Below are 13,153 nucleotides of genomic sequence, written 5' to 3' on the forward strand. Positions count from 1 at the left end.
TGCGGGGGTACTGAGAGTGTTCTCACCGGTCTGCCGGCGGCTGTCCGACTCGTAACCGCATCTGCCGACGGCGCCCCCCCATTCACACACGCCGGCCCCTCGTCTGCGCCGACTCGGGACCTGCGCCCTGGTGTCCTTCAGGTGACCAGGGCGCAGATGCCCCCGGTGAGCAGGCCCACGACGACGATCAGTGGGCTGCCCTTGAGGGCGGCGCTGAGGTGGAATCGCAGGTCGCGGTACTCCGCCATGCCCTCGGTGCCGGGAAGGACCAGCAGACGGGGCCGCAGCCCGGCGAAGATGATCCAGTCGAGGACGACCAGGTCCCAGACGGTCAGCGTGGCGAAGATGAGGGCCGCGCAGACGGCCGCGGGAAGGAATTCCAGGCCGTCGTGCAGTGCGCCGTCGAGGTCGATCATCGCCGCGAACATGAGGGGAATGCCGCAGACGGCCCAGATGAACACACCGAAGAGCACCGCCACCCGGCGGCCACGTGCGCTCTTGGGCCGCCCGTACCGGCGCTGGATCGCGGGCGGATAGTCGTTCAGCAAGAAGTCCCGGCTCATGGCTGCTCCGGCGAACACCGCCGCGGTGAACAGCACGCTGAACGCCAGCCCGTAGCCCACGCCGTACCCGAGGACCGCCGACCACTGCATGCCTACCTCCGAAGTCTTCCCGATTCCTGCCTGCGACTGACTGCTGAGCGGGTGTTGTGAACGCCGGCGCCGATGCGCGCGCAACGACTGTTCGGACGTGATCAGGGTGCCGGCTTCAGGTGTCGTGCCCGGCGCCGGTTCGGCGCAGCTTGGCGCGGTGGGCGAGCGCTTCGACGATGCGTTGCCATGCCGGTGATGCCTCGGAGATCCGGGAAGAGACCAGCTGCAGATACCCGGCCCGGTTGCTGTCCCGTTCGTGTTCGACCTCCCACGCGTCCAGGTCGTCGATGAGCCGGTCCAGGCGTGGATCGCGCGGATCCCAGTCAACTGATTGATCACAGGCGAGATAAAGGCGCGTCGTCTCGGGGTCGTCGAAGCCGGCGTTCTTGTCCCGTATCCGCTGCGGCATGACGTGTGGATCCAGTGCCTGCATCAGGATCCACGAGTCGCGCTCCAGCAGAACTCTCCGTTCGCTGACCCCGAGAGCGCGCATCCGGTCCAGGATGGCGACCACCTCGGGGGGCAGAACGAGCCTTTCTCCGCCGGCCAGTTCAGTGATCCGGCGGCGGTATTCGGTGAGCTCGTCGATCTTGCGCTGCAATTCGGCGTCGATGTCGGTGATGGCCGAGGCGAACTCCGCCGGCTGTGCGTGCAGCAGCGCGTCGATACGGGCCAGTGGCACTCCGGCATCGGCGAGGGTCCTGATCCGGATGAGATCCACCGCCGCTTGCGCGCTGTAGCGGCGGTAGCCGGAGGCATCGCGCTCGGGCTCGGGCAACAGGCCGACGTGGTGGTAGTGGCGAACGGTGCGCACGGTCACGCCGGCGGTCGCCGCGAGCCGGCTGATCGTGAGCACCGTCCTCCTCGGGTCTCTGTGCAAGGTGGTGGTGCCGAGTCTATGGGCGAGCCGCCCGGCCGGCGACGTCGCGGATCGCCCGGACCACGGCATCGGGGCGGTCGAAGCAGAGCCGGTGGTGGCTGGTGTCGGAGATGATGCGTTGCTCCCCGTGCGAGACCGCGCTCACCAGGGCCGCGTCCAGTCGCGTCCTGCCGTCATTCATCTCTTGCAGCGTCCGCTCAGACGTCAACGACTGCTGGGCGGGGTCGATGCCCACCACGCTGAGAGCGACCACCGGGACGTCGGGAATGTTCGGCCCGGCCCGCAGTTCGGCGGCGAGTTCGGCCAACCTGGTGCGCTCGGCCATGCCGACGTGTGTCCATTCGTCACTCGCCTTGGCGTCGACCAGCGCCCGCCGCATGTGCTCCGGGTAGTCCGCGAACAGCTCGGTGCTCATCTCGCGCAGGGCCGGGCGCATTCGTTCGAGCTGCTCCAGGTCAGGCATCATCTGCTCGAGCGCGGCCAGACTCGCCGCGGGCGGCATGAAGTCGTCCCAGTCGCGGTGGAAGGCGTCCAACCAGACGAGCCCGGCCACGTCTTGCGGGTACAGCTGTGCGAACCGGTGTGCGTAGAAGCCGCCGAGGGAGTGTGGCACGAGCACGTAGGGGGCGGCGATGTCCTGGGCGCGCAGCAGTTCGCGCAATTCCGTGGCGACCGCTGCGGCGGTGCGCGGCAGCGGGAGGGGATCGCTGTAGCCCGTTCCTCCGCGGTCGTACAGCACAGCGGTGGTGAACTGCGAAACCTGTTGCTGGACACCGAAGTAGTCCAGGCCAACCGCGCCGGCGCCCGGTAGGAACACGACGGCCGGTCCGCCGCTGCCCGACCGATGAATGAATATGCGGCGACCGTCGATTTCCTGGAGCCCTCCGATCGGCGGAGCGAGCCGAGTTGGGGAAGTGCTGTTGTCCGTCATGCGGTAAGGCTCCAACCTTGACGTAGGGTCAGGGTCAAGCCCTTCCGTTCACCACTCCGGAGAGATCGCCGGCGGGGGAGTGGAGGCGTGACGCACCCCGCCTGAGCCGGGCGGTGGTCCCGGGCGGTGGTGTCCATATGGCGACTGCGTGTAGGTGCGGCGCCGGAGTCCGGTGTGGAGGGGCGTCTGATCGTCAATCGTTTGAGCGGTCTCCCCGGTGGGGCGAAACCAGCGCGGTCGATCACTGAACACTTCGCTACTTGGTCCTTCAACACCTGTCGGTCTACGCGGTGTTGGAGTCCGTGGCGGCGGACCGCCTGGCGCGCTGTGAGGATTCCGGGGCGGTCCTCCCGAAGGCCTGTGGGGCGGATCACGGGTCGGTACACTCTGTCACTGTTCGCAACTATGTGTGAGTCGAGGGCTGGGAGTGACGGTGCTGGTGACGCCGGAGGCCGGGGACAAGATCGCTGACCGGTACCTCTTGGAGGAGCCCATCGGCAAGGGCGGGATGGGGGTCGTCTGGCGGGCCTGGGACGAGACGCTGAAGCGGCGCGTCGCGGTCAAGTGCGCGCGCCCCGACGACGGCGAGGCGGCGAAGCGGCTCAAGAAGGAGGCGCAGTACGCCGCGCGGCTGCACCATCCGAACATCGTGCCCGTCTTCGACTTCGTCGAGGAGGAGACCGCCTGCTGGATCGTCATGGAGTACGTGGCCTCGCGAAGCCTCGCGCAACTGATCGCCGAAAGCGGCCCGTTGACGCCCGAGGAAGCCGGGTCGATCGGTTGCCAGATCGCGGCGGCGCTTGCGAGGTCCCACGCCGAGGGTGTGGTGCACGGCGATGTCACCCCGGAGAACGTCCTCGTCACCAAGGAGGGCGTCGCGCGACTGATGGACTTCGGGATCGCTCGCGCCCTGTGGAGTGACACCACCCACACGCACACCCTGACGGGAGCTGTGCGGGGGAAGCCGAAGTACCTGGCGCCCGAGGTGGCCAAGGGCGGGCCCGGTGACGAGAAGGCCGACGTGTTCTCGCTGGGCGCGTCCCTGTTCGCGGCGGTCCAGGGACGGTCTCCGTACGGAGAGGCCGCGCACCCCATGGCCTACCTGGTGCGGGCGATCGAGGGGCATATCGAGACCCCGGAGGGCGCGGGCCGGCTCGACGCCCCGCTGACCGCGCTCCTCGCGGCGGAACCCCGGCATCGGCCCAACGCCGCCGAGGCGCACAAGCTGCTGACGCACGCCGCGCCGCCGCCCCCGCGCGTCCAGGAGATGCTGCACGACGGCCGCACCCTGTCGCTGTCGCTCGACCCCCTGACGTTACGACTACCGCGGCCCCTGCGTCGCCGGCGCCGCTCCCTGACCCTCGCGGCGGTGGCGCTCATCGCGGTGGCGGCGCTCACGACGGGTCTCCTCGTCCTCCTACCCGGCGGCGACGACGGCGGCATGAAGGGGCAGGGCATCACGGACGCCAAGCCCTCGACGTCGGCGCCGGTTTCGGGTCCGGGGGAGGCGGGCGCCATCGGCGCCGCCCGCACGGCCGATCCCTGCGCACTGCTCGACGCGCCATCCCTGAGCCGTTTCGGAGACACCGAACGGGATCCGGACTACGGGCGGTTCGACCGCTGTGACGTGCTGGTGAAGAACCAGAGCGGGGACGAGGTGGCCGGTGTCCAGGTGAATCTCGACAAGGACCCGGCCGAGTTCGGGGATGACGTGGCCACCAGGCGGGTCGGCAATGTCACGGTCGGGAGGATGCAGCGCGACGGGGACGACTGCGTGCGGATCATCGCGACCGCCGACAGCAAGCAGATCGTGGTGGTCGGGGAGCGGTACGAGTCGCCGTCGCCCGACCCGTGCCGGCTGGCCGACGCTGCCACCGATCACGCCGTGGGCGTACTGGACCGGGGCGCGGTCCCCCGGCGCGCCGCGGAGCCCGCCGCGAACTCCCTGGCCCGGCTGGACGCCTGTGACCTGCTGGACGCCACCGCACTCAAGCGGCTGCCGGGCGTCGATCCGCGCGATCCCGACCCGGACTTCGGTGGCTGGGGTTGTGGCTGGAGCAGCCCCGACGGCGAAGCGGGGGCGGAGCTGGTGTTCAGCCGGGACAACACCCTGGAGGATGACGGAGACCCGACCGTCCTCGCGGGGCACAGGAGTTATGTGTCGTCGCGGGAGTCCGGCGACGACGACTGCGTCGTCCGGACGCCGCACCGCTTCTACACGAACTCCGTCGGGGACGAGACCGTCGAGCACCTGATGGTGACCGTGCACGGCCCGCAGTCGGCCGGCTGGCTGTGCGACGAGGCCAAGGCGCTCGCGACCACGGCCACGAAGAACATCACGAACGAACTGAAGGACATGAAGGGGAAGTGACCGCACTGGGAATCTCAGCAGGATCGACGGGCCAGGCTGGGTCTTCCGGGCGGGCCGGACGGCCCGCGGCTGATGGGCGGGTGCTGCTTGCCAGTCACGGCAGCCTCGCCCGGGGCGCCTCCGCGCCGGTGCCGGGCACGGTCTTCGCGCTCGCGCTACCGGGGGCATGACACTTGGGCCCGGGGACGGCCGAGAGATCCTGTTCGGCCGTAACAGGCCCCGGACGCACGTATGTCTGGGCGAGGACGACCCCCAGGTCAGCCGCCACCAGGGCACCCTCACCCACCGCGGCGGCCAGTGGTGCGTGAGCAACGCAGGTCGGCTGCCGATCCGGTGCTCCGAGGGGCGGCTGTTGTTCCGGGGCGAGGAGCCGCTGTCGCTCGACACCGGGTACACACCGTTGTTCGTACGCGGTTCGCGCGGACGCGAGTACCTGATGGAGGTGTTCCGCCTCGGAGACTGTCACGGGGTGCGCGGCAGCGCGAGCCATTCCTGCCAGGTGATGTCGCGGCCCAGATAGCGGGGCTGCTCGAAGGGCCAGTCGGCGGCGATCCACTGCGGCACCAACGCGTCGAGCGCGCCCTCCGCCTCGCTGCCGACGAGGTCGTCCACCACCCACCAGGAGACCTCTCCGTCGGAGCCGGTGCGCTCGGGCGGGTCGATGTAGACGCAGCCGAGAATCGCCGTCTCCTCCTCGTCCAGCAGCGCGTAGTTGAACGACTGGTGCGCGGCTATCTCCTTCTCGTGCCGCAGCAAGTCGATGCGGTCCTCTTCATAGGTCATCGTCTCCTTGGGCCAAGCCCAGGCGGAGCCGAAGATCTCCCACAAACGCTCCCGGGAGCCCATCACGGCGGGGTGGTCGAGCGCGGTGTCCGCCTCCCGGATCGGCCGCAGATGAAGCGCGGTGTCGGGCACAGGCACACGGACGGGGTGGACGAAGTCGTTCGGCAGCCAGCTCATGGGGCCGAGGCTACAGCCCGGTCAGCTCGGGATGATCCGTCAGCTCTTCCGGTTCCGGGCGCCTGCCGGCAGGCTGGGCATCTGGTGGGGCTCAGTGATGGGTTCGGGCGTGTGTCGCGGGCCCCGTCGCCCGGTGCGACAGGGCCCGCCGGTGTTCCGCCCCCGGCTCCTCGTCGAGCTGAGGGAGGCGGACCACCCGGCTCCGGGGGGCTACAGCACGTGCGTCCGGTAGCGGTCGGCGATCTCGGTGAGGACCTCCGCACCGTCGCGCGCCCACAGCTCCGGGTTGAAGATCTCGACCTCGATCGGCCCGTCGTAGCCGGCTGCCTCGACACGTTCGCGGAACCAACGCAGGTCGACGGAGCCTTCACCCAGCTGGCCGCGGCCCAGGAGCACACCCTCGGGGAGCGGTGTGATCCAGTCGGCGAGCTGGAAGGAGGCGATCCTCCCCGCCGCGCCGGCACGTGTGATCTGGTCGCCGACCGTGTCGTCCCACCACAGGTGGTACGTGTCGACGACAACTCCCACCTCGCCCGCCGGGAAGCGCTCGGCGAGGTCGAGCGCCTGGGCGAGGGTGGAGACGACGCAGCGGTCGGAGGCGTACATCGGATGCAGCGGCTCGATCGCGAGCCGAACCCCCCGCTCGGCAGCGTAGGGGGCCAGGAGGGCCAGTGCGTCGGCCACCCGCTCCCTGGCGCCGTACAGGTCACGGCTGCCGGCCGGCAGGCCACCGGAGACCAGCACCAGTGTGTCGGTGCCGAGCGCGGCGGCCTCGTCGATGGCGGCACGGTTGTCGTTCAGCGCCCTGCGCTGCTCGGCCGGGTCGATCGCCGTGAAGAAACCGCCCCGGCAGAGGGTGGTGACCGTCAGACCGGCGTCGCGGACCAGGTGGGCCGCCGCCTCGACACCGTACGCCTGGACCGGTTCGCGCCACAGGCCCACACCCGGAACGCCGGCCTTGACGCAGCCCTCGACCAGCTCGGGCAGGGACCACTGCTTGATGGTCTCCTGATTGAGGCTCAGCCTCGCGAGATCGTTCACTGGCTTACTCCGTGAACGGTGAGCAGATGGGCCATACGTGCCTCGGCGAGTGCCGGGTCCGGGAACAGGCCGAGCCCGTCGGCGAGCTCGTACGCCCGTACCAGGTGCGGGAGCGAGCGGGCGGACTGCAGGCCGCCGACCATGGTGAAGTGGTTCTGATGCCCGGCGAGCCAGGCGAGGAACACCACACCGGTCTTGTAGAAGCGCGTGGGCGCCCGGAACAGGTGCCGGGACAGCTCGACGGTCGGGTCGAGGAGGGAGCGGAACCCCTTCGTGTCGCCGGTGTCGAGGATCCGTACGGCCTCGGCGGCCAGTGGACCCAGCGGGTCGAAGATGCCGAGCAGGGCGTGGCTGAAGCCGAACTCGTCGCCTTCGATCAGCTCCGGATAGTTGAAGTCGTCGCCGGTGTAGCAGCGCACGCCGTCCGGAAGGCGGCGGCGCAGCGCGATCTCGCGCTTGGCGTCGAGGAGGGAGACCTTCACTCCGTCGACCTTGTCGGGGTGTTCGCCGATGACCGCGAGGAAGGTTTCGGTGGCCGCGTCGAGGTCGTCGCTGCCCCAGTAGCCGGTCAGCGCCGGGTCGAACATGGGGCCCAGCCAGTGCAGGATGACGGGTTCGGACGCCTGCCGGAGCAGCCGGCCGTAGATCTCCAGATAGTCCTCGGGGCCTTTTGCGCAGGCGGCGAGCGCGCGCGAGGCCATGAGGATGGCCTGTGCCCCAGCCTCCTCCACGACCGCGAGCTGCTCCTCGTACGCGGCCCTTACGGCGGCACGGGTGACGGGGGCCTCGTCGGCCGCGAGCTGGTCGGTGCCGACGCCGCAGGCGATGCGGCCGCCGACCGCCTTCGCCTCGGCGGACGAGCGGCGGATCAGCTCGCCGGCCCCGGCCCAGTCCAGCCCCATCCCGCGCTGCGCGGTGTCCATTGCCTCGGCGACCCCGAGGCCGTGCGACCAGAGGTGGCGCCGGAAGGCGAGCGTGGCGTCCCAGTCCACGGCCGCGGGGCCGTCGGGGGTGGAGTCGGCGAAGGGGTCGGCGACGACGTGCGCGGCGGAGAAGACCGTACGGGAAGCCGGCGGGGCGCCTTCGGTGGGACGCGCGGCGAACGCGACCGGCTCCCGCCGGGGCTCGTAGGCGCGCAACGTGCCGTCCGCGCAGGGAAGCAGGATCACAGCGTCAGCTCCGGGACGTCCAGGCGGCGGCCTTCCGCCGAGGACTTCAGGCCCAGCTCTGCGAGCTGGACGCCGCGGGCCCCCGTGAGGAGGTCCCAGTGGTAGGGCGCGTCGGCGAAGACGTGCTTGAGGAACAGCTCCCACTGCGCCTTGAAGCCGTTGTCGAACTCGGTGTTGTCAGGCACCTCCTGCCACTGGTCACGGAAGGACTCGGTGGCGGGCAGGTCCGGGTTCCAGACCGGCTTCGGAGTCGCGGAGCGGTGCTGGACGCGGCAGTTGCGCAGACCGGCCACCGCGGAGCCCTCCGTGCCGTCCACCTGGAACTCGACCAGTTCGTCGCGGTTGACGCGGACCGACCAGGAGGAGTTGATCTGGGCGATCACCCCGCTTTCGAGCTCGAAGATGCCGTACGCGGCGTCGTCGGCGGTTGCGTCGTAGGGCTTGCTCTTCTCGTCCCAGCGCTGCGGGATGTGCGTAGCGGTCAGCGCCTGGACGGAGGTGACGCGGCCGAACAGTTCGTGCAGCACGTAATCCCAGTGCGGGAACATGTCCACGACGATGCCGCCGCCGTCCTCCGCACGGTAGTTCCACGACGGGCGCTGGGCCTCCTGCCAGTTGCCCTCGAAGACCCAGTAGCCGAACTCGCCGCGCACGGAGAGGATGCGGCCGAAGAAGCCACCGTCGATGAGGCGCTTCAGCTTGAGCAGGCCCGGAAGGAACAGCTTGTCCTGCACGACGCCGTGCTTGATGCCGGCGGCGTGGGCGAGCCTGGCCAGTTCGAGGGCGCCGTCCAGGCCGGCGGCGGTGGGCTTCTCGGTGTAGACGTGCTTGCCCGCGGCGATCGCCTTCTTGATGGCCTCTTCGCGGGCCGAGGTCACCTGGGCGTCGAAGTAGATGTCGATCGTCGGGTCGGCGAGGACGGCGTCCAGGTCGGTGGAGATGTTCTCGGGGTCCAGGGCGTGCTTGTCGGCGAGAGCCTTCAGGGCGTGCTCGCGTCGGCCGACGAGGACCGGCTCCGGCCACAGCGTGTCGCCGTCGCCGAGGTCGACGCCGCCCTGCTCGCGGATGGCGAGCAGGGAGCGTACGAGGTGCTGGCGGTAGCCCATGCGGCCGGTCACACCGTTCATGGCGATCCGCACCGTCTTGCGTGTCATCGGGGTGTTCCTCTCATCCGGTCCGCAGGACGGACCCGACAGTCGGCGTCGCCGTACGGCGAGCGCTTTCTCCGTTGTATGTGAATCCCCGCTGGTTCATCCCTGTTCAAGAAGCGGGGAAGAGAGTGAAGCGGTTGTCCTCAGTGCAGCCGAGGGGAGCGGAAGGGGGCTGCCGGTCCTCAGGGCGGAGCTTTGAGACGCCCCGGCCGGGACAGGAGGAGTCCTCTGCATCGTCATTGATCCTCCGTCAGGTCCCGGGCGGCGGCTCGGAGCTCGATCCCGACCAGGGCCAGGGCCAGTGGGCCGGGCACCAGGAAGAGGAGCGGCGGCAGCATCCAGGCACACACGCCCGCAGTGGAGAGGGCGAGCAGGACCAAGCCGCTGCCGGGCAGGTCGCGTACGGTCCGCGCGGCGGCCGCCCGTACGGAGACGGACCAGCCACCCCGTTGCCCGGCGGCTCCTGCTCCCGCCGGCAGGCCGTACCGGGCACATGCCCGGAGCCCGATCACCGCGCCGAGAGCAGCAGTCACGCCCAGCACGGCGGCGAAGGGCCGCGCCCCCGGCAGCCCCGCACCCGCCAGCGCCGCGTCCGCGGCCAGGACCGGAACCGTGGCGGCGAGCACGCAGCCCGCCACCCACTCGGAGCGGCGGCGCAGCCGCGACCGCAGGGCCGCGACATACCGTCCCGCGGTGGCCGGTTCGCCGTGACCCTGCCGCCGGCGCAGCAGGTCGCAGGCAGTGGACAGGGCGGCTGGGGCCGTGACCACCGGGATCGCGGCGACGGCCGTCGCCAGGCCGATACCGAGCACGTCGGCGAAGAGTTCGAAACGCGGACCGAACAGGTCCCCGCGCTCCCGCACCCCGGCGCTCATCCCTTGACTCCGGAGTGGGCCATGCCCTCGACAAGGAAGCGCTGGAAGGCGAGGAAGAACAGCACGATCGGCAGCAGCGCGAACACCGACATCGCGAACATCGGCCCGAACGCGGACTGGCTGGACGCGTCCACGAAGGACCGCAGGGCCAGGGTCAGCGTGAACTTCTCCGGCGAGAAGAGATAGATCAGCTGGGTGAAGAAGTCGTTCCAGGTCCAGATGAAGGTGAAGATCGCGGTGGTGATCAGGGCGGGCCGGGTGAGCGGCAGAATCACGCTGAAGAACGTGCGGAACGGCCCGCAGCCATCGATCCGCGCCGCCTCCTCCAGCTCCCGCGGCAGCCCGCGCATGAACTGAACGATGAGGAAGACGAAGAAGGCGTCGGTGGCCAGGAACTTAGGCAGGATCATCGGCCAGTAGGTATTCACCATGCCGAGCTCGTTGAACACGATGTACTGCGGGATCAGCACGGCGTGGTGCGGCAGCATGATCGTGGCGATCAGGAAGGCGAACAGCGGGCCGCGCATCCGGAACCGCAGCCGGGCGAAGGCGTACGCGGCGAGCGAGCAGCTGAGTACGTTGCCGAGCACCGCGCCGCCCGCGATGAGCAGCGAGTTGCCCAGCAGTCGCCAGATGCTGACGTCGTTGACCCCGGCGAGCGCCGTGGAGAAGTTGGACCACTCCAGGTGGCTCGGGAGCAGTTTGAGTCCGGCGACGACCTCGGCGGCCGGTTTGAAGGAGGTGGCCACCAGCCAGGCCAGCGGGTACAGCATCACCAGCAGGGCGGCGATCAGCCCGGTGTGCAGGGCGATCCGGCCCCAGGGGAGCGGCGTGCGGGCGGTGGACGTGGACATGGTGGAGGTCATCGGCCCTCCTCGTTGGCGTAGAAGACCCAGGTCCGTGACGTACGGAAGAGCACGGCGGTCACCAGGGCGATGGCGAGCAGCAGCACCCAGGCCATGGCCGAGGCGTAGCCCATGTGGGACGCGACAAAGCCGCGGTCGTAGAGGTAGAGCGTGTAGAAGAGCGTGGAGTCGGCCGGTCCGCCCTTGCCGCCGCTGACCGCGAAGGCGGGGGTGAAGACCTGGAACGCCTGGATGGTCTGAAGCACCAGGTTGAAGAAGAGGACCGGGGACAGCATCGGCAGCGTGATGGAGCGGAACTGCCGCCACTTCCCGGCCCCGTCGACCGACGCGGCCTCGTACAGTTCGGCGGGGATCTGTTGCAGCCCGGCCAGGAAAATCACCATGGGTGCGCCGAACTGCCATACGGTCAGCAGGGCCACGGTCAGCAGCGCCCAGCCGGGCCGGTTGACCCAGCCGCCCGTGTGGATGCCGACGGCCGACAGCAGGTTGTCGACGGTGCCGCCGTCATTGAATATCGCGCGCCACACCAGGGCGATCGACATGGACGCACCGAGCAGCGAGGGCGCGTAGAACGCCGAACGGTAGAAGCCCTTACCGGCCTTGACCGACTTCAGGGCGATTGCCACGGTGAGGGCGAGAGCCAGCTGCAGCGGCACGGCGATCACGACGTACAGCAGGGTGCTGCCGACCGATCGCCAGAAGCGCGGGTCCTCGGTGAACATCTGCGTGTAGTTGCGCAGGCCCACCCAGTGCGGTGAGTTGAACAAGTCGTAGTCCGTGAAGGACAGATAGAGCGAGATCGCCATCGGCAGCAGGGTCAGTACGGCCGCACCGATCGCCCAGGGGGACAGGAACACCCAGGCGGCGCCCTGCTGTTCACGACGGGAGCGGGCGGGCTTGTGCACCGCGGCGGTCCGAGGGTGCGCCCGGGGCGCCGTGCCGGGCGGGGTTTGTGTCGGGGTGGTCATGGCCGCAGCTCCGCCTCCGCCTCGGTGATGTAGTTCTCGGCCGCCTCGCGCGGCGTCATCCGCCCGAACGAGACCTGGTCGTAGTCGCGCTGGAAGGTGGTCTGCAGCGCGTTGTCGCCCTGGGGCGGGGCCTGTGGCGGGTCCTTGAGAGTGCCTTCGAGCGTGCTCTGGTAGCCGCCGACGGTCTTGTCGAAGTCCTCGAGCACCGGCAGCTGCTGCTTGCGAATGGCCTCGTTGACGGGGATGCCGCGGGTGGCACCGAGGATCTTGGCTGCGGCCGGGTCGTTGACCAGGAAGTCGATCAGCTGGGCTGCCCCTTCGGGGTGGGCGGTCTTCGCCGAGGCCCCGAGGAACACGGACGGCTTGAAATACTGGCCAGGGGTGCCATCGGCACCGGACGGCATCGGCGCCAGCGTCAGCCCGTCCCCGACGATCGCCGTCAAACCGCTGGACGGAGCGTCCCAGTTGATGTCGGCGATCGCCTCCCCGCGTGCCAGCGGGGTGTTCTCCACCGATCCATCGAGCTGGGTGGTCTGTACCGCGCTGCTCACCGCGCCGTCCTTCCGCAGCGCGTCGGTGAACGACCACCAGCGGGTGAGGTCCGCGGCGGTGAAGGCGAGCCGGCCATCGGTGGTGTAGAGCTTCTTGCCCTGGCCGCGCAGCCACACCTCGAAGGCGTCCTCGCTCTGGCCTGGGTCTGTGGCGCCCGCCTTGCCGGTGGCCCTGGCGAGGGCACGCATGGCATCTGCCCAGTCCTCCCAGGTCCAGCCCTTCCGGGGTGTCTTGACCCCGGCGGCCTTCCACTGCTCGGCGTCGTAGACGACGGTCTCGGTGCCGCGGCCCTGTGGGATCGCGTACTGGCGGCCGTCGACGACGCCCGTGGCGAGCAGGCCCTGGTCGATGCCGCCGGTCCGCAAGGCGTTGTGCTTGCCCAGGTCGAGCAGGACCCCGGCGCTCGCGTACTGATCGATCTGACGGTAGTCGAGCTGCATGACGTCAGGGGCGTCGCCGCCCGCGGCCTGCGTGGCGAGCTTCTGCTTGTACGCGTCGTATCCGGCGAAGGAGGTCTGTACCTCGATGTCCGGGTGCCGCTTCTCGAAGAGCGCGACTGCGTTTTCGGTGCGGACGGCCCGGTCGGGGTTGCCCCACCAGGCGTAGCGCAGCACGGTCTTGCCGCCCTTCGTGTCCGACGACCCGCTGCCGCACCCGGCCAGGGCGGCACACAGCATGAGCACTGCGGCGAGGCAGCAGGACCTCGTTGTCCTGTTTCGGGTCATGCCTCGGTCAC

12 protein-coding genes are annotated in these 13,153 nt (G+C 69.8%); 1 reads left to right on the forward strand and 11 read right to left on the reverse strand.

The genetic code is table 11. The features are described from left to right. Positions 1-137: 137 nt before the first annotated feature. The 3 genes from ACGFZW_RS16865 to ACGFZW_RS16875 all read right to left on the reverse strand — a co-directional run bounded on the left by ACGFZW_RS16865 (position 138) and on the right by ACGFZW_RS16875 (position 2,350). A complete protein-coding gene (locus ACGFZW_RS16865; protein ID WP_393893882.1) occupies positions 138-653 on the reverse strand; it encodes a hypothetical protein in 516 nt (171 codons plus the stop codon). A 115-nt stretch (positions 654-768) separates the two neighbouring features. Continuing rightward, positions 769-1,509 (reverse strand): MerR family transcriptional regulator, encoded by a 741-nt coding sequence (locus ACGFZW_RS16870; protein ID WP_393893883.1) that lies wholly within the window; start codon positions 1,507-1,509, stop codon positions 769-771. 40 nt (positions 1,510-1,549) lie between these two features. After that, a complete protein-coding gene (locus tag ACGFZW_RS16875; RefSeq protein WP_393893884.1) occupies positions 1,550-2,350 on the reverse strand; it encodes an alpha/beta fold hydrolase in 801 nt (266 codons plus the stop codon). A gap of 547 nt (positions 2,351-2,897) precedes the next feature. Between ACGFZW_RS16875 and ACGFZW_RS16880 the strand changes: the two genes are divergently transcribed. After that, positions 2,898-4,835 (forward strand): protein kinase, encoded by a 1,938-nt coding sequence (locus tag ACGFZW_RS16880; protein WP_393893885.1) that lies wholly within the window; start codon positions 2,898-2,900, stop codon positions 4,833-4,835. A 462-nt stretch (positions 4,836-5,297) separates the two neighbouring features. Here the strand turns inward: ACGFZW_RS16880 and ACGFZW_RS16885 are convergent, their stop codons facing one another. From ACGFZW_RS16885 to ACGFZW_RS16920, 8 genes are all read right to left on the reverse strand, one after another. After that, positions 5,298-5,795: an N-acetyltransferase gene (locus ACGFZW_RS16885; RefSeq protein WP_393893886.1), complete on the reverse strand. Its 498-nt coding sequence runs from the start codon at positions 5,793-5,795 to the stop codon at positions 5,298-5,300. 210 nt (positions 5,796-6,005) lie between these two features. Beyond that, entirely contained in the window at positions 6,006-6,836 is an 831-nt protein-coding gene (locus ACGFZW_RS16890) for a sugar phosphate isomerase/epimerase family protein (protein ID WP_393893887.1), read from the reverse strand. Then, on the reverse strand, positions 6,833-8,005 hold the full coding sequence (locus ACGFZW_RS16895) for a dihydrodipicolinate synthase family protein (RefSeq protein ID WP_393893888.1): 1,173 nt from the start codon (positions 8,003-8,005) through the stop codon (positions 6,833-6,835). The genes ACGFZW_RS16890 and ACGFZW_RS16895 overlap by 4 nt, the downstream gene beginning before the upstream one ends. Then, the gene (locus ACGFZW_RS16900; protein WP_393893889.1) at positions 8,002-9,159 is read right to left on the reverse strand and encodes a Gfo/Idh/MocA family protein; all 1,158 of its coding nucleotides are present in this window, start codon (positions 9,157-9,159) and stop codon (positions 8,002-8,004) included. The genes ACGFZW_RS16895 and ACGFZW_RS16900 overlap by 4 nt, the downstream gene beginning before the upstream one ends. Positions 9,160-9,392: 233 nt before the next feature. Continuing rightward, complete coding sequence (locus tag ACGFZW_RS16905) at positions 9,393-10,031, reverse strand: hypothetical protein (protein WP_393893890.1); 639 nt, start codon at positions 10,029-10,031, stop codon at positions 9,393-9,395. Beyond that, entirely contained in the window at positions 10,028-10,897 is an 870-nt protein-coding gene (locus ACGFZW_RS16910) for a carbohydrate ABC transporter permease (protein ID WP_393893891.1), read from the reverse strand. The genes ACGFZW_RS16905 and ACGFZW_RS16910 overlap by 4 nt, the downstream gene beginning before the upstream one ends. Next, on the reverse strand, positions 10,894-11,865 hold the full coding sequence (locus ACGFZW_RS16915) for a carbohydrate ABC transporter permease (protein WP_393893892.1): 972 nt from the start codon (positions 11,863-11,865) through the stop codon (positions 10,894-10,896). Before ACGFZW_RS16915 ends, ACGFZW_RS16910 begins: the two co-directional genes overlap by 4 nt. Then, positions 11,862-13,142, reverse strand: coding sequence for an ABC transporter substrate-binding protein (locus ACGFZW_RS16920; protein ID WP_393893893.1), 1,281 nt, complete (start codon positions 13,140-13,142; stop codon positions 11,862-11,864). The genes ACGFZW_RS16915 and ACGFZW_RS16920 overlap by 4 nt, the downstream gene beginning before the upstream one ends. Positions 13,143-13,153: the final 11 nt, after the last annotated feature.

The organism is Streptomyces sp. NPDC048248, assembly GCF_043201875.1.
GTDB lineage: Bacteria > Actinomycetota > Actinomycetes > Streptomycetales > Streptomycetaceae > Streptomyces.

Excerpts from the sequence above, each read along its gene's own strand:
- ACGFZW_RS16900 (WP_393893889.1), bottom strand. The coding sequence starts at position 9,159 with ATGACACGCAAGACGGTGCGGATCGCCATGAACGGTGTGACCGGCCGC.
- ACGFZW_RS16905 (WP_393893890.1), bottom strand. The coding sequence starts at position 10,031 with ATGAGCGCCGGGGTGCGGGAGCGCGGGGACCTGTTCGGTCCGCGTTTC.
- ACGFZW_RS16885 (WP_393893886.1), bottom strand. The coding sequence starts at position 5,795 with ATGAGCTGGCTGCCGAACGACTTCGTCCACCCCGTCCGTGTGCCTGTG.
- ACGFZW_RS16920 (WP_393893893.1), bottom strand. The coding sequence starts at position 13,142 with ATGACCCGAAACAGGACAACGAGGTCCTGCTGCCTCGCCGCAGTGCTC.
- ACGFZW_RS16865 (WP_393893882.1), bottom strand. The coding sequence starts at position 653 with ATGCAGTGGTCGGCGGTCCTCGGGTACGGCGTGGGCTACGGGCTGGCG.
- ACGFZW_RS16915 (WP_393893892.1), bottom strand. The coding sequence starts at position 11,865 with ATGACCACCCCGACACAAACCCCGCCCGGCACGGCGCCCCGGGCGCAC.
- ACGFZW_RS16910 (WP_393893891.1), bottom strand. The coding sequence starts at position 10,897 with ATGACCTCCACCATGTCCACGTCCACCGCCCGCACGCCGCTCCCCTGG.